This is a genomic window from Brevundimonas aurantiaca, from assembly GCF_904830995.1.
GTDB classification, from domain to species: Bacteria; Pseudomonadota; Alphaproteobacteria; order Caulobacterales; family Caulobacteraceae; genus Brevundimonas; species Brevundimonas aurantiaca.
The window spans coordinates 1,360,224-1,379,467 of record NZ_CAJGVD010000001.1; the positions used below are offsets into that span (position 1 = coordinate 1,360,224).

19 protein-coding genes are annotated in these 19,244 nt (G+C 68.3%); 10 read left to right on the top strand and 9 right to left on the bottom strand.

Features of this window, described 5'->3' with window-relative positions; genetic code table 11:
- Positions 1 to 7: 7 nt before the first annotated feature.
- Positions 8 to 718: an SDR family NAD(P)-dependent oxidoreductase gene (locus JMT67_RS06805; RefSeq protein ID WP_201463043.1), complete on the bottom strand. Its 711-nt coding sequence runs from the start codon at positions 716 to 718 to the stop codon at positions 8 to 10.
- Positions 719 to 760: 42 nt separating this feature from the next.
- Between JMT67_RS06805 and JMT67_RS06810 the strand changes: the two genes are divergently transcribed.
- The 3 genes from JMT67_RS06810 to carB all read left to right on the top strand — a co-directional run bounded on the left by JMT67_RS06810 (position 761) and on the right by carB (position 5,227).
- Entirely contained in the window at positions 761 to 1,462 is a 702-nt protein-coding gene (locus JMT67_RS06810) for an HAD family hydrolase (protein ID WP_054766530.1), read from the top strand.
- A gap of 124 nt (positions 1,463 to 1,586) precedes the next feature.
- Complete coding sequence (locus tag JMT67_RS06815; RefSeq protein WP_224761038.1) at positions 1,587 to 1,904, top strand: ribonuclease E inhibitor RraB; 318 nt, start codon at positions 1,587 to 1,589, stop codon at positions 1,902 to 1,904.
- A gap of 23 nt (positions 1,905 to 1,927) precedes the next feature.
- Positions 1,928 to 5,227 carry a carbamoyl-phosphate synthase large subunit gene (gene carB, locus JMT67_RS06820; protein ID WP_201463044.1) on the top strand — a complete coding sequence of 1,100 codons (3,300 nt, stop codon included), beginning with the start codon at positions 1,928 to 1,930 and terminating at the stop codon, positions 5,225 to 5,227.
- Positions 5,228 to 5,233: 6 nt separating this feature from the next.
- Here the strand turns inward: carB and JMT67_RS06825 are convergent, their stop codons facing one another.
- Positions 5,234 to 6,529 carry a dicarboxylate/amino acid:cation symporter gene (locus JMT67_RS06825; protein WP_201463045.1) on the bottom strand — a complete coding sequence of 432 codons (1,296 nt, stop codon included), beginning with the start codon at positions 6,527 to 6,529 and terminating at the stop codon, positions 5,234 to 5,236.
- A 128-nt stretch (positions 6,530 to 6,657) separates the two neighbouring features.
- Here JMT67_RS06825 and JMT67_RS06830 point away from each other — a divergent pair, with 128 nt between their 5' ends.
- The 5 genes from JMT67_RS06830 to JMT67_RS06850 all read left to right on the top strand — a co-directional run bounded on the left by JMT67_RS06830 (position 6,658) and on the right by JMT67_RS06850 (position 9,629).
- Positions 6,658 to 6,879, top strand: a complete 222-nt coding sequence (locus JMT67_RS06830) for a cysteine protease (protein ID WP_191554434.1) — start codon at positions 6,658 to 6,660, stop codon at positions 6,877 to 6,879.
- Positions 6,880 to 6,939: 60 nt separating this feature from the next.
- On the top strand, positions 6,940 to 7,605 hold the full coding sequence (locus JMT67_RS06835) for a glutathione S-transferase family protein (RefSeq protein WP_183215016.1): 666 nt from the start codon (positions 6,940 to 6,942) through the stop codon (positions 7,603 to 7,605).
- A 55-nt stretch (positions 7,606 to 7,660) separates the two neighbouring features.
- The gene (locus JMT67_RS06840; protein ID WP_152950872.1) at positions 7,661 to 7,861 is read left to right on the top strand and encodes a hypothetical protein; all 201 of its coding nucleotides are present in this window, start codon (positions 7,661 to 7,663) and stop codon (positions 7,859 to 7,861) included.
- Positions 7,862 to 8,006: 145 nt separating this feature from the next.
- Positions 8,007 to 8,480: a transcription elongation factor GreA gene (gene greA, locus JMT67_RS06845; protein ID WP_152950873.1), complete on the top strand. Its 474-nt coding sequence runs from the start codon at positions 8,007 to 8,009 to the stop codon at positions 8,478 to 8,480.
- A gap of 183 nt (positions 8,481 to 8,663) precedes the next feature.
- Positions 8,664 to 9,629 (top strand): mitochondrial fission ELM1 family protein, encoded by a 966-nt coding sequence (locus JMT67_RS06850; protein WP_201463046.1) that lies wholly within the window; start codon positions 8,664 to 8,666, stop codon positions 9,627 to 9,629.
- 195 nt (positions 9,630 to 9,824) lie between these two features.
- On the opposite strand, the gene JMT67_RS06855 is transcribed toward JMT67_RS06850, so the two are convergent.
- Positions 9,825 to 10,109: a hypothetical protein gene (locus JMT67_RS06855; protein WP_201463047.1), complete on the bottom strand. Its 285-nt coding sequence runs from the start codon at positions 10,107 to 10,109 to the stop codon at positions 9,825 to 9,827.
- A 68-nt stretch (positions 10,110 to 10,177) separates the two neighbouring features.
- Between JMT67_RS06855 and trxB the strand changes: the two genes are divergently transcribed.
- On the top strand, positions 10,178 to 11,185 hold the full coding sequence (gene trxB, locus JMT67_RS06860) for a thioredoxin-disulfide reductase (RefSeq protein ID WP_201463048.1): 1,008 nt from the start codon (positions 10,178 to 10,180) through the stop codon (positions 11,183 to 11,185).
- An 18-nt stretch (positions 11,186 to 11,203) separates the two neighbouring features.
- On the opposite strand, the gene JMT67_RS06865 is transcribed toward trxB, so the two are convergent.
- The 4 genes from JMT67_RS06865 to JMT67_RS06880 form a co-directional block, all read right to left on the bottom strand.
- A complete protein-coding gene (locus tag JMT67_RS06865) occupies positions 11,204 to 11,611 on the bottom strand; it encodes a response regulator (protein WP_054766540.1) in 408 nt (135 codons plus the stop codon).
- A 74-nt stretch (positions 11,612 to 11,685) separates the two neighbouring features.
- Entirely contained in the window at positions 11,686 to 13,275 is a 1,590-nt protein-coding gene (locus tag JMT67_RS06870; protein WP_233455822.1) for a sensor histidine kinase, read from the bottom strand.
- Between the two features lie 84 nt (positions 13,276 to 13,359).
- Positions 13,360 to 14,454 carry a cell wall hydrolase gene (locus JMT67_RS06875; protein ID WP_201463049.1) on the bottom strand — a complete coding sequence of 365 codons (1,095 nt, stop codon included), beginning with the start codon at positions 14,452 to 14,454 and terminating at the stop codon, positions 13,360 to 13,362.
- Positions 14,455 to 14,549: 95 nt separating this feature from the next.
- Entirely contained in the window at positions 14,550 to 15,029 is a 480-nt protein-coding gene (locus JMT67_RS06880) for a Dps family protein (protein WP_054766541.1), read from the bottom strand.
- Positions 15,030 to 15,157: 128 nt separating this feature from the next.
- On the opposite strand from JMT67_RS06880, the gene JMT67_RS06885 reads away from it, so the two are divergent.
- On the top strand, positions 15,158 to 18,226 hold the full coding sequence (locus JMT67_RS06885) for a PAS domain S-box protein (protein ID WP_201463050.1): 3,069 nt from the start codon (positions 15,158 to 15,160) through the stop codon (positions 18,224 to 18,226).
- 62 nt (positions 18,227 to 18,288) lie between these two features.
- Here the strand turns inward: JMT67_RS06885 and JMT67_RS06890 are convergent, their stop codons facing one another.
- A complete protein-coding gene (locus tag JMT67_RS06890) occupies positions 18,289 to 18,645 on the bottom strand; it encodes a DUF6481 family protein (protein WP_054766543.1) in 357 nt (118 codons plus the stop codon).
- 237 nt (positions 18,646 to 18,882) lie between these two features.
- A complete protein-coding gene (locus JMT67_RS06895; protein ID WP_007442649.1) occupies positions 18,883 to 19,068 on the bottom strand; it encodes a hypothetical protein in 186 nt (61 codons plus the stop codon).
- Between the last annotated feature and the right edge of the window lie 176 nt (positions 19,069 to 19,244).

Genomic DNA, 19,244 nt, shown 5'->3' on the forward strand with positions numbered 1-19,244 from the left:
GCCGTCCTCACTCGGGGAGGCGCGCCCCGTCCCAGGCGAAGACCCCGCCGCTGTCCCCCGGCGTCAACCCCGCCGCCACCGCCAGCAGCCGTTCGGCCGAATGATCCGGGCTGAACAGCCGTCCCTCCCCGACCCCCTTCTGAAACGGCGCGCTCAGTTCCGTATCCACCGTGCCGGGATGAAGCCCGGCGACCACCGCCAGCGGGTGGGTCCGCGCCGTCTCGATCGCCAGATTGCGCAGGATCATGTTCAGCGCCGCCTTGGACGCCCGGTAGGCGTGCCACCCGCCCAGCCGATTGCCCCCGATCGCCCCGACCCGCGCCGACAGGGCCGCAAACACCGCCCGCCGGTCGCGCGGCAGCAGGGGCAGGAAATGTTTGGCCACAAGCGCCGGCCCGACCGTATTGATTCGATAGTCCCTGAGCAGATGCTCGGCCTCGAGCTGACGCAGGGACCGCTCGGGCTGGAAACCGTCGTGCAGGACGCCGGTCGCGACCAGCACCAGGGTCGGCGCGGCGCCTTGCGCGATCCGCGCCGCCGCCTGGGCCAGACTGTCCTCGTCCTCCAGATCGGCCGCCAGGGCCTGGGCGCCGGGAACCGCCGCCGTCGAACGCGACACCGCCCAGACGGCCTCGAACCCGCCCTCGGCGACCAGACGCTGCGTCAGGGCCCGCCCGATCCCGCCCGAGGCGCCGATTACCACCGCCGATCCGCTCATCTTCATCTCCCATGCCGACGCGGCTCATGATAGGGGCGCGTCATGAGCATCACCACGGTCGGCCTCGATGCCGACGACACCCTCTGGCACAATGAGACGATCTTTCGTCTGACTCACGCCCGCTTCGTCGACCTGCTGGACGACCACGGCGACGCCGCCACGATCGAGGCGCGCCTGGCCGAGACCGAACAGCGCAACCTGCGCCTCTACGGCTACGGCGTGAAGGGCTTCACCCTGTCGATGATCGAGACGGCCATGGAGCTGTGCGACGGCGGCGCCCCGCCCGAGGTGGTGCGCGAGATCCTGGCCGCCGGCCGCGAAATGCTGGCCCACCCGGTCGAGACCCTGCCCGGCGTGGACGAGGTGGTCGCCGAACTGGCCGAAAACTACCGCCTGGTCCTGATCACCAAGGGCGACCTCTTGGATCAGGAACGCAAGCTGGCCGCCTCGGGCCTGGGCGACCGGTTCGCGGCGGTCGAGATCGTCTCGGAAAAGGACCGGGCCACCTATGAACGGGTCTTCACCCGCCACGGCACAGGCCCGGCCGAAGCCGTCATGGCCGGCAATTCGATGAAGTCCGACGTCCTGCCCGCCATCGCCGCCGGCGCCTTCGGCGTCCACATCCCCTACCATGTCACCTGGGCCCATGAGCTAGCCGACGCCCCGGTGAACGAGCCGCGCTACGTCTCCCTCTCGCGCATCGCCGAACTGCCCGACTGGATCGCGGCGATCGGCGACGCATAAGCTCTTGCCCCCCCGCCCCTCCCTCTCTAAACGGGCCGCTTAACCGACAACCCGACGCAAGCTCCGCATGGCGACGCCCTGCGGCGGCTACGCGCGCGCAAAGAACCAAGGATCCCCTCGCCCCGTGCACGCCTCGGACATCAGTCATGACGAACGCGACGCCATGGTGCGCGCGGCGCTGGCCGAGCAGGGCGACAGCGGCGTGACGCCGCGCCATACGCTGTTCTTCTTCCTCGGCGACGAGGACGCCCACGGCGACCTGTGCGAGGTGGCGCGGCGCGCCGGCTTCATTGCGCGCGGCGAGGGCGACATGACGATTCTCGAAACCACCATGGCGGTCGATGCGGCGAGCTTTGCGCCCGTCTCGGCCATGATGCAGACCTGGGCCGCGGCCTTCCAGCTGGAGTACGACGGCTGGGAATGCGCGGTCGTGACCCACTAGAACAAAAAGAAGAGGCCCTCCCCATGCCCAAACGCACAGACATCCAGTCGATCCTCATCATCGGCGCCGGCCCCATCGTCATCGGTCAGGCGTGCGAGTTCGACTATTCGGGCGTCCAGGCGTGCAAGGCGCTGAAGGCCGAGGGGTACCGGGTCATCCTGGTCAACTCCAACCCCGCCACCATCATGACCGACCCGGAGGTGGCCGACGCCACCTATATCGAGCCGATCACGCCCGAGATGGTCGAAAAGATCATCGCCAAGGAACGCCCCGACGCCCTTCTGCCCACCATGGGCGGCCAGACCGCGCTGAACACGGCCCTGGCCCTGGACGCCTCTGGCGCGCTGAAGAAGTACGGGGTCGAGATGATCGGCGCCAAGGCCGAGGTCATCGACAAGGCCGAGGATCGCCAGAAGTTCCGCGACGCCATGGACAAGCTGGGGCTGGAGAGCCCCCGCTCCAAGGCCGCCCATTCGATGGAAGAGGCGCTGGAAGGGCTGGAATACGTCGGCCTGCCCGCCGTCATTCGTCCCTCCTTCACCCTGGCCGGCACCGGCGGCGGCATCGCCTTCAACCGCGAGGAGTTCGAGGAGATCGTCCTGCGCGGCCTGGACCTGTCGCCGACCACCGAGGTGCTGATCGAGGAATCCGTCCTGGGCTGGAAGGAGTACGAGATGGAGGTCGTCCGCGACACGGCGGACAACTGCATCATCATCTGCTCGATCGAGAACGTCGATCCGATGGGGGTCCATACCGGCGACAGCATCACCGTCGCCCCTGCGCTGACGCTGACCGACAAGGAATATCAGCGGATGCGGACCGGCTCGATCAATGTGCTCCGCGAAATCGGGGTCGAGACCGGCGGATCGAACGTCCAGTGGGCGATCAATCCCAAGGACGGCCGCATGGTCGTGATCGAGATGAACCCGCGCGTGTCGCGCTCCTCGGCCCTGGCCTCCAAGGCGACCGGTTTCCCCATCGCCAAGGTCGCCGCGCGTCTGGCCGTCGGCTACACCCTGGACGAACTGCAGAACGACATCACCCAGGTCACCCCGGCCAGCTTCGAGCCGTCGATCGACTATGTCGTCACCAAGATCCCGCGCTTCGCCTTCGAGAAATATCCGGGGTCCGAGCCCCTCTTGGGCACCTCGATGAAGTCGGTGGGCGAGGTCATGGCCATCGGCCGCACCTTCCAGGAATCGATGCAGAAGGCCCTGCGCGGGCTTGAGACCGGCCTGTCCGGCTTCGACGAGATCGAGATCGACGGCGTCGCCGATGTCGAGGACGCCGGCGCCGCCCGCGCCGCCGTGGTCCGCGCCCTGGGCGTTCCGACACCCGACCGGATCCGCGTCATCGCCCAGGCCTTCCGCCACGGTCTGACGGTGGAAGAGGTCAACGCCGCCTGCGCCTACGAGCCCTGGTTCCTGCGCCAGATCGCCGACATCGTGCGCGAGGAAGGCCACGTCCGTATCAAGGGCCTGCCCACCGACCCGACCGAGTTCCGCCGCCTGAAGGCCAAGGGCTTCTCCGACGCCCGTCTGGCCGCCCTGACCGGCAAGACCGAGAAAGAGGTCCGCGCCGCCCGTCGCGGCCTGAACGTCCGCCCCGTCTTCAAGCGGATCGACACCTGCGCGGCCGAGTTCGCCAGCGCCACCGCCTATATGTACTCGACCTATGAGACCGGCGCCCTGGGCCAGGTTCCCGAGTGCGAATCCGAACCGTCGGACAAGAAGAAGGCCGTCATCCTGGGCGGCGGCCCGAACCGGATCGGCCAGGGGATCGAGTTCGACTACTGCTGCTGCCACGCGGCCTTCGCCTTCGACGACATCGGCGTCGAGTCGATCATGGTCAACTGCAACCCCGAGACCGTCTCGACCGACTACGACACCTCCGACCGCCTGTATTTCGAGCCCCTGACGGCCGAGGACGTGCTGGAGCTGATCGAGGTCGAGCGGTCCAAGGGCGATCTGATCGGCTGCGTCGTCCAGTTCGGCGGCCAGACCCCGCTGAAACTGGCCCATGCGCTTCAGGAGGACGACATTCCCGTCCTGGGCACCAGCGTCGACTCCATCGACCTGGCCGAGGACCGCGAGCGCTTCCAGCAGATGCTGGAGGCCATCGGCCTGCGCCAGCCCCCCAACGCCCTGGCCCGCAGCGCCGAAGAGGCCGCGCAAAAGGCCGAAGAGGTCGGCTATCCCGTCGTCCTGCGCCCCTCCTATGTGCTCGGCGGCCGCGGCATGATGATCGTCCACGACCGCGAGCAGCTGGACCGCTACGTCCATGAGGCCATGCGCGTCTCGGGCGACGATCCCGTCCTGATCGACCACTATCTGAACCGCGCCACCGAGGTGGACGTGGACGCCCTGTGCGACGACGAGACCGTCTTCGTCGCCGGGGTGCTGGAGCATATCGAGGAAGCCGGCGTCCACTCGGGCGACAGCGCCTGCTCCATGCCGCCCTGGTCGCTGCGTCCCGAGACGGTGGCCGAGCTGAAGCGCCAGACCACCGAAATGGCCAAGGCCCTGAAGGTGCGCGGCCTGATGAACGTCCAGTTTGCGATCGAAGAGCCGCACGGCGATAACCCGCGCATCTTCGTGCTGGAGGTCAATCCGCGCGCCAGCCGCACGGCCCCCTTCGTGGCCAAGACCATCGGCCGGCCCATCGCCTCGATCGCCGCCAAGGTCATGGCGGGCGCGCCCCTGGCCTCCTTCGGCCTGACCGACGCCCCCTATGACCATATCGCGGTCAAGGAAGCCGTCTTCCCCTTCGCCCGCTTCGCCGGGGTGGACACCATCCTGGGCCCGGAAATGCGTTCGACCGGCGAGGTCATGGGCCTGGACTGGAAGCGCGAGGGCGAGGCCGACATGGCCCCCGCCTTCGCCCGCGCCTTCGCCAAGTCCCAGATCGGCGGCGGCGCCAAGCTGCCGACCTCCGGCTGCGCCTTCGTCTCGGTCAAGGAGGACGACAAGCCCTTCATCGTCGAGGCGGTGAAGACCCTGCTGGCCCAGGGCTTCTCCATCATCGCCACCGGCGGCACCCGCGACTATCTGGCCGCCCAGGGGATTGAGGTCGGCCTGGTCAAGAAGGTGCTGGAAGGCCGTCCCCACATCGTCGACGCCATGAAGAACGGCGAGGTCCAGCTGGTCTTCAACACCACCTCGGGCAAGCAGTCGCTGCAGGACAGCTTCTCGCTGCGCCGCACCGCCCTGATGATGAAGATCCCCTACTACACCACCACGGCGGGGGCCCTGGCCGCCGCCCAGGCCATCGGCGCCATCAAGGCCGGCGACCTGGATGTGAAGGCGATCCAGGACTACGCCTGACGGCCATCAGGACGCCGGATCGGCTTCCGGCGCGGCGTCCTCTCCCGCCACGATCCGTGTCGCGGCCAGGTCGGCGGTGACGTTGCCGACGGTGCGGAAGATGTCGGGGATGACCTCGACCGCCAGCAGCAGGGGCAGGACGCCGAGCGGCAGGCCCATGGCCAGACAGATGGGCCCGATGGCGGCGAAGAAGCTGACCTGACCCGGCAGGCCGACCGAGGCGATCGAGACGGCGATGGCCGTCAGTCCGCCGGCGACCAGGGCGGACAGGCTCAGATCCACCCCGTTCAGTTGGGCCACATAGAGGCAGACGGCCAGATTGGCGACCGGGCTGGTGATGCGGAACACCGCCACCGCCAGGGGCAGCACCAGGCCCGCCGAGGTCTGGGGCACGCCCAGCCAGTCGCGCGCCCGCTCGATCATCACCGGCAGGCTGGCCAGCGACGACTGGGTCGAGACGGCCACCACCTGGGCCGGGGCCACGGCGCGCGCGAACCGGGCCAGAGACATCCGCCCCCATAAAGTCGCCACGACATAGAGGATCAGGATCAGGCCGATCTGGCTCAGACAGACGACGGCGACATAGTGGGCCAGGGTGCCCGCCACCCCCAGCCCGGCCCGCAAGCCCACGCCGAGCGCCAGGGCGAAGACCCCGAAAGGCGCGGCCAGCAGCACCCAGTGCACGATCACCACCAGGGTCTCGGCCACCGCCTCGAAGAAGCCGGCCAGGGGGCGGCGCAGCTCGGGCTTGATCCGGGTCGCGGCGAAGCCGAAGGCCACGGCGAAGACCACGACCGCCAGAACCCCGTCGTCGGCCGCCGCCTTGATCAGATGGGCCGGCGCCAGACTGGCCAGAAAGGCGCGGACCCCGTCGGTCCGGGCCGCCTCGCCCGCCGTCTGGGCCACATCGGACGACCCTCCGGCCAGGGGGGCGCGGCCCGCCTCTGGGTCAATGGGCCACAGGGCCAACAGCCCCAGGCCCGCCAGGATGGCGTAGACCGTCGCCCCGACCAGCAGGACGCCGAACACCGTCAGGGCCCGCGCCGCGATCCGCCCCGTCGCCGCCGCATCGGCGATGGAGACGATCCCCGTCACCAGAAGGCTGAAGACCAGGGGGATGACGGTCATTCGAAGGGCGTTCAGCCAGACCTGCCCCAGGCTCTCGATCACGCCCAACCCTCCGGTCAACAGGGGCGCATCGGCGCCTTGGGCCAAGGCGCCGACGACCACCCCGGCGACGAGGGCGGCGATCACAGCGAAGCTGAGCGAGGTGAAGAAGGCGGCGAGTCGGGAAGAGCGCATACGCCACGGCTAGCACCGGTTTCGTCCGCGCGCGCGTTAAACCTTCTATCGCCCGTCGTCAGCCCATGTCGTCGCAGGTGGAAACGCCCCCGCCGCCGCGCGTTGAGCCGGAAACAAAGGAGGCTTCCATGCCGCGTCTGAACTCCATCGTCCCCCTGGTCGGCAGCCTGCTGCTGTCGCGCGGCGGCCGTCGTCTGGCCGGACGCCACGCCGGCAAACTGGCTCTGGCCACACTGGCGCTGGAGGTCTGGCGCAACCGCCGTCAGAAGGCGGGTCAGACCCAGGATCAGACGACGTCCGAGCCGCGCCCCCGGCCTCGATCGCGATGGAGCGGCCGGTCCCCGCGATAGGTCTGGACTTCCCCGACGGTGAGGCGGAATAGTCCGTTCCGCCGCATCAGGAGCCGCCCGATGATCAAGGTCCACCATCTGAACGACAGCCGGTCCCAGCGCGTCCTTTGGCTGCTGGAGGAGCTGGGGCTGGATTATGAGGTCGTGCGCTATGAACGCGACGCCAAGACCCGGCTGGCCCCGCCTGAACTGATCGCCGTCCATCCGCTGGGCAAGTCCCCCGTCATCGAGGACGGGGCTATCAAGGTCGCCGAGACCGGCGCCGTCGTCGAATATCTGCTGGACGCCCACGGCCGGGGCCGGCTGCGCCCGCCTCCCGGCACGGAAGAGGCGCGGCGCTTCACCTATTGGCTTCACTATGCGGAAGGGTCGGCCATGCCGCCCCTGCTGCTGAAACTGGTGTTCGGCCTGCTGCCCCGCCGCGCCCCCGCCCTGCTCAAACCCCTCGTCAACGGAATCGCCGCCAAGGCCCAGAGCGGCTTCGTCGATCCGCAGCTTCGCACCCATATCGGCTTTTGGGAGGATGAACTGGGCCGGTCCGAATGGTTCGCCGGGGATCAGTTCACCGCCGCCGACATCATGATGAGTTTCCCGGTCGAGGCCGGGGCGGACCGGGCCTTCGACATAGCAACCAAGCCGCGCCTGGCCGCCTTCCTGCAACGCATCCACGCCCGTCCCGCCTATCAGCGGGCGCTGGAACGGGGCGGCCCCTACACCTATGCGTGATGGCGTCGCGGGGATGCGCCGCGCAACCCGACGGGGATGAAGGCGTTAACGTCTCATGCGCCTTCAAACCATTCAGATCGTGGCCGGACTCGTCGCGGCCGTCGCCTTCATCCTGGCCTTCATGGCGGCCGGCGCCGCCGTGGCGTCGAGCCTGTTCATGCTGATGGGCCTGGCCGCTGTCGCCTGGCTGGCCTACAGCCTCATCAAGAGCGTCACCCACCGCAGCGGCAAGACCAAACCCCCCGCCCGCGCCTGATCTCGATCGGGCGTGGAGGCGCGCCCTTGAATTGCGGCGCGATAAGCCCTAGTGTCTATGCCCGGCCGCGCCCGCCCCGCGGCCTTTTGTCTGCCTATTTCGCGTCTTTCCAGTCTCCGGGCGAACCAGAAAAATCACGACACCAATGGAAAAAGTGCCGATGACGGGCGAGGGCTACCGTGTCCTCGACGATCAACTGAAGCAATTGAAGTCGGTCGAGCGGCCGGCCGTCATCGCGGCCATATCCGAGGCCCGCGAGCACGGCGACCTGTCCGAAAACGCCGAATACCACGCCGCCAAGGAGCGTCAGGGCTGGATCGAGGGCCAGATCGCCGAGATCGAGGACAAGATCAGCCGCGCCCAGGTCATCGACGTGTCGAAACTGTCGGGCAATCAGGTCAAGTTCGGCGCCACCGTCACCGTGGTCGACGAGGACACGGAAGAAGAGGCTTGCTATCAGATCGTCGGCGAACACGAGGCCGATGTGAAGAAGGGCAAGATCTCCATCGCCTCGCCGATCGCCCGCGCGATGATCTCCAAGGAGGTCGGCGACGTGGTCGAGGTCAACACCCCCGGCGGGGTCAAGGCCTACGAGATCCTCAAGGTCGAGTGGAAATAACCACAGATCGAATAACCGTCTCCCTCCCCGTTCCGGGGAGGGTCGTCGCGCAGCGACGGGGTGGGGGCGGCCCGGCGGGCCGCTCTTGCTCGATCGGCCCCTTGTCTGTGGGGCGTCGCCGTGCCCGCCCCACCCGGCCTCGCTTCGCTCGCTCCCCCTCCTCGGAGGGGGGAGACAGAACAGATGTCTGACCCCGTCTCCATCTGGGTCGTCTCCGACGGCCGCACCGGCATAGAGAACCAGGCCCTGGGCTTGGCCGAGGCGGTTCAGCGCCTGACCCCGGCCGAGATCACGGTCAAACACGTTCGCTGGCGGCCCCTGTTCGACCGTCTGCCGTCGGCGCTGAAGACCCCGGCCATGTTGGCGTCCGCTCCGCTCGCGGCGCCCTGGCCTGATCTCTGGATCGCCACCGGTCGTGCCACCCTGCCCCTCTCGACCCGCATCAAGCGCTGGAGCGGCGGCAAGACCTTCGTGGTTCAGACCCAGGACCCGCGCTGGGCCAACGCCCGCTACGACCTGATCGTCGCCCCGGCCCATGACGGCCTGTCGGGCGACAATGTCTTCGAGATCACCGGCTCGCCTCACCGCGTCACGCCGGAGCGGATCGCCCAGGCCGCGCCGGCCTTCGCCGACCGGATCGCCCCCCTGCCCCATCCCCGCGTCGCCGTCCTGATCGGCGGCCGGTCCAAGGCTTTCGACCTGACCCAGGCCCATGCGGCGGACTTGGCCGACCGGATCGCCGCCGCCGTCCGGGCCTCAGGCGGTTCGCTGATGCTGACCTTCTCGCGCCGAACGCCAGATGCGGCCAAGGCGGTGATGACCGAACGCCTGTCGGGCCTGCCCGGCTGGATCTGGGACGGAACCGGCGACAACCCCCTGTTCGGCTTCCTGCATTTCGCCGACCATGTGCTGGTCACTCAGGACAGCGCCAACATGGCCGCCGAGGCCGCCTCGACCGGCAAGCCGGTTCACATCCTGCCCATGGTCGCGCTGAAGCCCGCCGGCAAGTTCGCCCGCCTGCACGAGGATCTTCAATCCCACGGCGCGACCCGTCCCTTCGACGGCGCGCTGGACCGCTGGACCTACGCCCCCCTGGCGGAAACCGACCGGGCGGCACGGGCGGTTCTCGAGGCGATGGGGACGCGGTAAATCGCACCCTCACTTTCGTCATCCTCCGGCAAGCCGCGTCTTCGCGGCGCAGACCGGGGGACCCAGCGGCGCCGAAGGCGAAATCTTTCCGCAGCAAGATGCGGAGACAACTGGTCCGCGACAGGTTCGCGCTATCGCGCGCCGCTGGGTCCCCCGGTCTCGCTACGCTCGCCGGAGGATGACGAAAGGAGGGGTTCAGTCGCCGCCCCCTCCGCCGCCACTGTCACAGCCGCCGTCCGCGCTGGAGTCGGCGCAGCCTGACGTGTCCGACGTCGGCGGGACGGCGCCGCCGTCCGAACCGTCGCCCTTCTTGGCCTTGGCGTTCGCCGCGCCCATCAAGGCCACGCCGAGGCCCGATCCGATGGCCGTGCCCAGGGCGAGGCCCAGGCCGACATTGTCCATCGCCACGCCCAAGGCCACGCCGATCGACAGACCCATGCCGATCCCGATCGGCAGGAAGGCCGCGTTCTTGTTGGTCATTCTCATCTCCCCTTCATCTTCGGCGAGACTATCATCGCGCAAACGGGAATCAGCCCCTAAATAGGCGCATGACCCAAGCTCGTACCGTCCGCGTCGCCATCATCGGCTCCGGCCCCGCCGGCTGGACCGCCGCCATCTACGCCGCCCGCGCCTCGCTGAACCCCGTCGTCATCGCCGGTCTCCAGCCCGGGGGCCAGTTGACCATCACCACCGACGTCGAGAACTATCCCGGCTTCGCCGAGACCATTCAGGGCCCTTGGCTGATGGAGCAGATGCAGGCCCAGGCCCTGCACGTCGGCACGGAAGTCATCCACGACATCGTCGTCTCCGCCGATCTGTCGCAGCGCCCGTTCCGGCTGAAGCTGGACGGCGGCGAGGAAATCCTGGCCGAGACGGTCATCATCTCCACGGGCGCCCAGGCCAAGTGGCTGGGTCTGGAGTCCGAGGCCGCCTATCAGGGCTTCGGCGTCTCCGCCTGCGCCACCTGCGACGGCTTCTTCTATCGCGGCAAGAACGTGGTCGTGGTCGGCGGCGGCAACACGGCCGTCGAGGAAGCGCTGTTCCTCACCAACTTCGCCGCCAAGGTCACGGTGGTCCACCGTCGCGACGAGTTCCGCGCCGAGAAGATCCTGCAAGACCGCCTGTTCGCCCACCCCAAGGTCGAGGTGATCTGGAACGTGGCGGTGAAAGAGGTGCTGGGCGTGGTGGACGGCGTCGCCCGCAACGTCACCGGCGTTCGCTTGAAGAACGTTCAGGACGGTTCGACCCAGGATATCCCCGCCGACGGCGTCTTCATCGCCATCGGTCACGCCCCGTCGTCGGAACTGTTCAAGGGTCAGCTCGAGACCAATTCGGGCGGCTATATCCGCGTCAAACCCGGCACGGCCCAGACGGCGATCGAGGGCGTCTGGGCGGCCGGCGACGTGACCGACGACGTCTATCGGCAGGCTGTGACTGCGGCGGGCATGGGCTGTATGGCCGCGCTCGAAGCCAGCCGTTTCCTGGCCGAGGAAGACCACGCCAAGGCCAACCATCCCATCAGCCATAAGGAAGCCGAGAAGATCGGCGTCTGGTGATCGTCTAAAAGGGCGGCCTCAGGCGAACAGCTGCAGACCCGGCGGCGCATATTGGACCGGCTGGCCTGTGCGGCGGCGCAGGGCGTAATCGACCGCCGTCTGCACCGCCTGTTCATCGGTCGGCTTGGACAGGACGCCAATGGCGCCCGCGACGCCGTCGCGCACCATGCCCGGATTGGCGGTCATGAACAGGACGGTCACGCCCATCTCCTGACCCAGCTCCCGCCCCAGGCTGATGCCCGTGGGGCCGTCGGACAGGTGGATGTCGACCAGGGCCAGATCGACCTCGTTCTCACGGGCCAAATTCTGGGCCGACTTCGACGTCGACGCCACACCCACGACCTTATGGCCCAAGTCTTCCAGGACGAAACGCAGCTCCATGGCGACGAGCGCTTCGTCTTCAATGATCAGGATGCGGGCGGTCATGAGGCGGGAGGCGGGTGCTTATGTTCTATGGCGGACAAAACGCAGAAAACGGCGATCGGTTTCAGTCAGGGTGGCTAAAGCCGGTCTCTTTCCGCCGCCCGGCGGCGCGAGAGCGCCGTAGCGGGCAAATCCACAACAATTCTTAAACCGTCGGCCGCCCATTCGCCGTGCAGCCGCCCCCCCAGTTGGCCCTCCACCGACAGACTGGCCAGCGAGGAGCCGAACCCCTGACGCTCGGGCGGCCCTTCGATCACCGGACCGCCGATCTCGGTCCAGGTCAGGATGAACCGGTCGTCGTCGCGGCGGGTGATCAGCTCGACCCGTCCCGCCGTCGCCGCCAGGGCGCCGTACTTGGCCGCATTGGTGGCCAGTTCGTGGAACAGCAGGGCGACGGAGGTCGCCGCCTGGTCGTCGAACACGGCGTCGTCGCCGCTGATGTGAACGCGCGGAGCGCCCGTGTCATCGCTGTACGCCCTGAACAGATCCGCCAGGAAGGTGTGCAGGGTGGTGGCCCCCACCGTCGGCTGAGACGCCTCCGTGTGCGGTCGGACGAACTCATGGGCGCGGGCCAGGGCGGCGATACGGGTCCGCAGAGACGAAGCAAAGGCCCGGGCCTCAGGATACTGACGGGCCGACAGGGCCACGAGCGCCGTGACCACGGCGAAGATGTTCTTGATCCGGTGGCTCAGCTCCTGGCTGACCAATTCGCGACCCTGCTCCAGCCGTTTCAGCTCGTCGATGTCGGTGCAGGTGCCGAACCAGCGGGTGATCTCGCCATCCTCGTTGCGGATCGCCACCGCCCGCCCCAAGGTCCAGCGATAGACCCCCGAATGGTGCTTCAGCCGATATTCGATCTCATAGGGTTCGCCCGTCTCCAGCGACCGGCTCCAGCGGGCCCTGGCCCGCTGCTGATCGTCGGGATGGAACATGTCGTTCCAGCCTTCGCCGTCCGTCGATCCGGCGGGCACGCCGGTGAACTCGTACCAGCGCGCATTGTAGTAGTCGTGGAAGCCGTCGGGCCGCGTCGACCAGACCATCTGGGGCATGGCGTCGGCCAGCACCCGGAACTGGGCCTCGCTGGCCCTCAGCCGGGCGGCGACGTCGTCGGACGCCTCCAAGGCCCGTTCAAGCGCGTCCCGGCCCTCGTCTCTCTGACGCAGGGCGCGGCGCAGTTCCATCTGCGACATCACCTGACCGGCCAGGGTCTTGAGCGCCGTCTCCTGAAGCTCAGTCAGACCTTCCGGCCGGGGCTGGGTGTCCAGAACGCACAGGGTGCCCAAGGGCAGGCCGCTGGGCGTCTTCAGCAACCGCCCCGCATAGAAGCGCAAGCCCGGCGCCTCATGCACCAGAGGATTGCCGTCGAACCGGGCGTCCTTCGTCGCATCCGGCACCACCAGCCCGTCCTCATTCAACAGAGCGTGGGCGCAGAAGGAGGTCGCCAGCGGCGTCTCGCGCACGCCCAGCCCGACCTCGGCCTTGAACCACTGCCGTCCGGAGTCGATCAGATTGACGACCGCGATCGGGGTCTCGCAGATGCGGGCGATCAAGGCCACCACGTCGTCAAAGGCGGCCTCGCGCGCCGTATCCAGAATGCCGTAGTCTCTCAGGGCCGCCAGACGCTCGGACTCATCCCACCGTGCAGGTTCAGCAATGGGGTCGGTCAAACAGGCGTCCTTTCGAGGCCGTAAGCGGGATCAGCAGCTTCAATGCTCGACCCGCGCAAGCGTTGCATTAGAACGCCCATCGCTTCACTTGGCGGGGCGTCCGACCTCTTCCACCGCCATCACGGCGACGCCTGGCGGAGCGGGCTCCGGCTCCGGCCTGGCCTCCAGGGCCTGAAGCCGCGCATTGATGGCGGCGACCTCTTCCTGGGTAGGCAGACGACGTCCGCCCAGGCTGACCACGCCCACCACCCTTTGACGTCCATCGACCTCGACGGTCTTGAGCGGGGCCGCCTGCCCTGCCTCGGCGGGGACCGCGTCCGGGTCCGGGCCTCCGGTCCCTTGGCCGGGCTGAACGCCGGGTCGGGGGCGGGCGAACCGCGCTTCATCGATCAGGGGCTCGCGTCCCTTGTAAACGGCGCGGAAGGCGGCCGTCTCCCCGTAAAGACCCTTCCAGCGATAGAAGACGTGCGTCCCGATCTTGTTGACGCGCGAGACGGTCGGCGCCCACCAGGGATCCACATAGTCGGCGTGATAGTGGGTGGCGGTCCCCACCGTCTGGGCCACATAGCCGTTCAGGGCCTTTTCGGCCGCCTTGCGCGCCCGCTCCCACGCCCAGGGAACCGGCGCCTGGGACAGGGCGCCGTCGCAGGTGAAGCTGAACTGGCACCCGGTCGTCCGCTCGGCGCCTTCAAACACAACGCCGCACACCGTGTCGGCGTAGTTGGGATCGCGCACGCGGTTCAGCACCACCTGAGCCACCGCCGCCTGGCCCTCGTCGGGCTCCAGCGCCGCCTCGTAATAGACCGCCTGGGTCAGGCACCGCAGGGCGCGACGGCGATCCTCGGCCCCGCCCTTGAAGACGAAGGGCCGCGCCGGACGCAGGGCTCCGGCCGTCACCAGGGTCGCACCTGGGGTGAAGGCCGCCGGGATCAGGGCCGGATCGTGCCGCTGCGCCAGGGCCAGCTGCGAGGCGCTCAGCCGTCCCTCAAGAGCGGCCAGGCCGTGGGGCCCCAGATCGCCCTGGGTGATCCGCGCCACGGCCTCCGCGGTCCGATCCGCGTCCGGCCGCACGGCCGAGCCAGCCGACAGGGCGACGCCCAGCACGGCGGCGGCGGCGGGCAAGGCCGCAGCCGAGCGCCTGACCGCCGCCCAAATCCGGTTCCAAGGGGTGAGGACCATTCTGTTCCACAGCAGGCGCGACCGGGTCATGGACGCAGGAGGCCCGGACTGTGCCCGCATTTCGGGGCCGTTTTCAGGCGGACCGCCGATCCGCCTTATCGACCGCCCAGGCTGGCCCGCAACATCCAGGCGAACTTCTCGTGCGCCGCCAGACGCTGGGTCAGCAGATCCACGGTCACGTCGTCGCCGTCCCCGTCCGCCACGTCCAGGGCGGAGCGCATGGTGGCGATCAAGGTCTCATGATCGCGCATCAGCTCGCGCAGCATGTCGGGCGCGTCCTTTTCCGGCTCGCCGTCGCGAATACTGGTCAGGTTGGCGAAGGCGCCGTAGCCCTGCGGCGCCAACTCGCCCAGGGCGCGGATACGTTCGGCGATGTCGTCCAGGGCCGCCCACTGGTCGCGATACTGCTGCTCCAGCATATTGTGCAGCGAGAAGAATTCAGGCCCCCGCACGTTCCAATGATAGCCGTGGGTCTTCAGATAGACGGCGTAGGCGTCCGCCAGAACCCGGGTCAGTTGCTCAACCACGTCGCCGCGCTCGCTCTGGGACAGTCCGGTGTCAATGGTTGCGGTCATAATACGCTCCGTGGGTGTGAGTTCGTCGCCGGCAATCTAGACGGAATCCGGCAGGCAGGAACGCAAAACCGCAACAAGCGTTGCATCACATAACGTCGCATCGAACGACGTGAGGGGACGGGCACAATATGACGCCAGGCGCGGTCTTTCGCCGATTTCTGAACGCCGAAGCCGGTCTCCTCGTTCTCGCCCGTCTGAAGTCCGGTCCCGCCTGGCGGAGAATTCTAGTCGGACTGGCCGGCGCCGGCGCAGGACTGGCGGTGCGGGCGGCCACCGCCGGCTTTTACGGCGGGATCACCGGCTTCATGATCCTACTGCCGGGCGTCATTCTGGCGGCCTTGGCCGGCGGACGTCTGGCGGGTCTGACGGCGGTTGCGGGGTCTCTGCTGGGCGGCTGGGCGCTGGTCGCCTTGAACCCCGGCCCGACGACCCCGCATCTGGGCGTGGTCGCCACCTCCAACTTCGTCTTGGTGGGCCTGTTCTGCACCTGGCTGGGCGCCTCCTTGCGCCAGACCCTGATCCGGCTGGATTCCGTCGTCTCGGCCCTGTCCCTGTCCAACGCGCGGTTTGACGAGACCGGCGCCTTTCTGGGCTATGCCGGGATCAACCTGAACGTGGACGGGGCGCGCGAACCGCTGGAGAAGGCCGCCCGCGCCGAGCGCCGCCAGCATTTCCTTCTGAACCTCAGCGACCGCCTGCGCGACCTGTCCGACCCGGAGCGGATGATGGCCGAGGTCGAGGCGTCCCTGGGCGGCCTGCTGAGCGCGAACCGCGTCGGCTACGGCGAGGTGGACGAGACGGGCGAAGTCGTCTCCTTGAGCCGCGACTGGATTCAGGGCGTCGCCAGCGTTCACGGGCGCGCGCCGAGCGTCTTCAATCCCGCCCTCGTCGCCGACCTGTTCGACGGTCGGACCATCCGCATCGACGACGTCCGCGACGACCCCCGTTCGGCCGACATCGCCGCCGCCTTCGCCGAAATCCAGACCCGCGCCCTGATCCGAGCGCCGCTGATCCGCAACGGCCGATTGCGCGCCTTCCTCTATGTCCACGCCGCCGCCCCCCGACGCTGGACTGACGCGGAGGTCCAGCTGGTCGAGGAGGTCGCCGCCCGCACCTGGGTCGAGATCGAACGCGCCCGCGCCGAGACCGAGACCCGCGAGAGCGAACAGCGCTTCCGCGCCATCGCCGACACCGCGCCGGTCCTGATCTGGGTCACGCGCCAGGATCGCCGCCGCGCCTTCATCAACCAGGCCTATGCGGACTTCTTCGGCGCGGACTATGAGACGGCCCTTGCGGCGGACTGGCGCGCCCGGCTGCACCCGGACGACCAGGACCGCATCCTTCGGGAGTCCCTGGCCGGAGAGGCGACGAGAGAACCGTTTTCTCTGGAGGCTCGGTATCGGCGTCATGACGGCGAGTGGCGCTGGCTGAAATCCTTCTCTCGTCCGCGCATGGCCGGAAGCGAGTTGATCGGCTTCGTCGGCGTCGCCTTCGACGTCACCGACATGCGCGAGGCCCAGGCCCGGCTGACCGAATCCGAAAGCCGGTTCCGCACCGTCGCGGACAGCGCTCCGGCCATGATCTGGATGACGGACGCGACGCCCCGGATCGTCTTCGCCAACAAACGCTATCGGCTGTTCTGCGACATCCGCTCGCAGCGCCAGTTGCTGGACGGCTGGCGCAGACTGATGCATCCGGACGACGAGACGGTGTTCGACGCCGCCTTCCTGCGGGCCTTCCAGGCGCGGGATCGGTTCGAGGCGCTCAGCCGGGCCAATCATCCGACCCTGGGGCTGCGCTGGCTCCGGACCGAGGGCGTGCCCCGGTTCGACGCGGCCGGCGCCTTCCAAGGCTATGTCGGCGCCACCATCGACGTCACCGACGCCAAACGCGCCGAGGACGACCTGAAACACATCAATGAGCTGCTGGAGGAGCGGGTCGCGGAGGCCCTGACCGAAAAGGCCGCCGCAGAGGCCCATCTGATGCACGCCCAGCGGATGGAGGCGGTCGGCCGCCTCACCGGCGGTGTCGCCCACGATTTCAACAATCTGCTGACGGTGGTGATCGGGGCGCTGGACATCATCCTGCGCTCCGACGACGCCGCAAAACGCAAGAAGCTGGGCGAGGCCGCCCTGGCCGCCGCCCGTCGGGGAGAGAGCCTGACCCACCAGCTTCTGGCCTTTTCGCGCCGTCAGGCCCTGCGTCCCGAACCGGTCGATCTGAACGGCCTGATCCGCGAGGGCGAGCCCTTGCTGCGCCGGGCCGTCGGCGAGGCCGTGGACTTCAAGATCCGGCTGAAGCGCGGCGGCGTTCGCGTCAACGTCGATCCCGCTCAGTTCGAGGCCGCCCTGCTGAACCTGGTCGTCAACGCCCGCGACGCCCTGGGCGACGTGACCGGGCGCGACGCCGCATCAGCCGATGCGGCCAGCAAGGCCGACGGGCCGCCTCGATCGGGTCGAGACGGCCCCGTCCGCGCCGGCGCCCGCATCACGATCCAAACCCAGGCCTGTTCCGTAGCGGCGGGGCAGATCCCGGAACTGGCGGCGGGCGACTATGTCTGCGTCGCCGTGTCCGACAACGGATCGGGCATGTCGGCCGATGTCATCGACCGCGTCTTCGAACCCTTCTTCACCACCAAGCCAATCGGCAAGGGAACGGGCCTGGGCCTCAGCCAGGTCTATGGCTTCGCGCGACAGTCGGGCGGCGGGGTCCACATCGCTTCCAGCCCCGGCCGCGGCTCGGAGATTCGCCTCTATCTGCCGCCGCTGATCGCGGACAAGGCCGCCCCGTCGCCCGAACCGGCCGACGTCGACGCCGCCCTGCCGAACGGCCACCGCCTGCTGCTGGTGGAGGACGACGCGGATGTCGCGGCCATCGCCCTGGATCAGTTGGAAAGCTTCGGCCTGGACGTCGAATGGGTCGAGAACGGCCCCGAGGCGCTGAAGGCCCTGGAACGGGCGCGCTTCGACGTCATGTTGACCGATGTGGTCATGCCGGGCGGCATGAGCGGCGTCGATCTGGCGCGTCAGGCCGCGCGTGACTGGCCCCAGATGCGGATCGTCCTGACCTCGGGTTATGTGGGCGACGATGTGGACCAGGTTCTGGCCGACACGCCCTGGCCCTTCCTGCGCAAACCCTATTCGCCCGAGCAATTGCGCGCCGTTCTTTCGACGGCGGGGCCGCGGCCAAACCATTAGATCCAAGAAAAACGCGCCGCAGAGGCTGCGGCGCGTTTTTCTTCGTCAGTTCCAAGGCCGCCTCAGCGGCGCGCCTTGCGGGCGGCGTAGCGCGCGTCGCGCCTTGCCTTCTGCTCTTCCTTGGTCAGTTGCTTGCGCGCCTTGCGGTCGGCCCGCTTCTCGGCCTCGATCGCTTCCTGAGCGGCCATTTCGGCGGCCAGACGCGCAGCCTCCTTCTCGGCCTTCTCGCGGCGCTGTTCCGCCTTGGCCAGTTCGTGCTGCTGGCGCAGGGCTTCCTTTTCGGCGGCGCGCTTCTCAGCCAGGCGCTCGAATTCGGGATCGGGGGCGGCGGGTTTGGGCTTGAACTTGGCGAGCAGAGCCTTCTTGGCTTCCTGCTGGGCGGTCAGGCGGTCGGTAAATCCGGTCTTCAAATCTTTCATGCGAAAGCGTCAGGGTTCCTTGTGATCGGCCAGCGGCCATCGGGGGTCGGGCGGCGGAGAACGCGCGCGTCCCGAAGCGGGGCGCACAAAGCCTATGCAGGGACCAAAAGCAAGGTTCGCCGCCACGAAATCGGCCGCGTGCACGAAATGGCGCGCTTAAGGCGCCCTTACCTGCTCCAGTGATGCAGATAGGTCGCGCCCGCCCCTTTGCAAGGGGCAGGCGCAAGGGCGGGTTCGTCAGTTGGGCTTCTGCGCCTGGCCGACGGCGGTTCCGGCCGCTCCACCGACGGCGGCGCCCACGGGTCCGCCCACCACAGCCCCCGCCACCGCGCCGCTCGCGGCCTTTTGCTCGATAGTGGTTCCGCAGGCCGTCAGCGCCAGGGCGCCGGCGGCGATGCAGGTCGTGATGATCATGCGCGACATGGCGTCTCTCCAAAAGGTCACGCTTGAACGCCGCGCCGCGCTTGAGGTTCCCAGAGAGATCCAGAACTGACGAATACGGGAAACGGACCAACGGACAACACAATCCGCGCGCCATTCAGCAGATATGGGGAAATGTGACAATCTACAGCCGAGACGCCGTGCAACCCTATACAGTA

Excerpts from the sequence above, each read along its gene's own strand:
- JMT67_RS06805 (WP_201463043.1), bottom strand. The coding sequence starts at position 718 with ATGAGCGGATCGGCGGTGGTAATCGGCGCCTCGGGCGGGATCGGGCGG.
- JMT67_RS06810 (WP_054766530.1), top strand. The coding sequence starts at position 761 with ATGAGCATCACCACGGTCGGCCTCGATGCCGACGACACCCTCTGGCAC.
- carB (WP_201463044.1), top strand. The coding sequence starts at position 1,928 with ATGCCCAAACGCACAGACATCCAGTCGATCCTCATCATCGGCGCCGGC.
- JMT67_RS06825 (WP_201463045.1), bottom strand. The coding sequence starts at position 6,529 with ATGCGCTCTTCCCGACTCGCCGCCTTCTTCACCTCGCTCAGCTTCGCT.
- JMT67_RS06830 (WP_191554434.1), top strand. The coding sequence starts at position 6,658 with ATGCCGCGTCTGAACTCCATCGTCCCCCTGGTCGGCAGCCTGCTGCTG.
- JMT67_RS06835 (WP_183215016.1), top strand. The coding sequence starts at position 6,940 with ATGATCAAGGTCCACCATCTGAACGACAGCCGGTCCCAGCGCGTCCTT.
- JMT67_RS06840 (WP_152950872.1), top strand. The coding sequence starts at position 7,661 with ATGCGCCTTCAAACCATTCAGATCGTGGCCGGACTCGTCGCGGCCGTC.
- greA (WP_152950873.1), top strand. The coding sequence starts at position 8,007 with ATGGAAAAAGTGCCGATGACGGGCGAGGGCTACCGTGTCCTCGACGAT.
- JMT67_RS06850 (WP_201463046.1), top strand. The coding sequence starts at position 8,664 with ATGTCTGACCCCGTCTCCATCTGGGTCGTCTCCGACGGCCGCACCGGC.
- JMT67_RS06855 (WP_201463047.1), bottom strand. The coding sequence starts at position 10,109 with ATGACCAACAAGAACGCGGCCTTCCTGCCGATCGGGATCGGCATGGGT.
- trxB (WP_201463048.1), top strand. The coding sequence starts at position 10,178 with ATGACCCAAGCTCGTACCGTCCGCGTCGCCATCATCGGCTCCGGCCCC.
- JMT67_RS06865 (WP_054766540.1), bottom strand. The coding sequence starts at position 11,611 with ATGACCGCCCGCATCCTGATCATTGAAGACGAAGCGCTCGTCGCCATG.
- JMT67_RS06875 (WP_201463049.1), bottom strand. The coding sequence starts at position 14,454 with ATGGTCCTCACCCCTTGGAACCGGATTTGGGCGGCGGTCAGGCGCTCG.
- JMT67_RS06880 (WP_054766541.1), bottom strand. The coding sequence starts at position 15,029 with ATGACCGCAACCATTGACACCGGACTGTCCCAGAGCGAGCGCGGCGAC.
- JMT67_RS06885 (WP_201463050.1), top strand. The coding sequence starts at position 15,158 with ATGACGCCAGGCGCGGTCTTTCGCCGATTTCTGAACGCCGAAGCCGGT.
- JMT67_RS06890 (WP_054766543.1), bottom strand. The coding sequence starts at position 18,645 with ATGAAAGATTTGAAGACCGGATTTACCGACCGCCTGACCGCCCAGCAG.
- JMT67_RS06895 (WP_007442649.1), bottom strand. The coding sequence starts at position 19,068 with ATGTCGCGCATGATCATCACGACCTGCATCGCCGCCGGCGCCCTGGCG.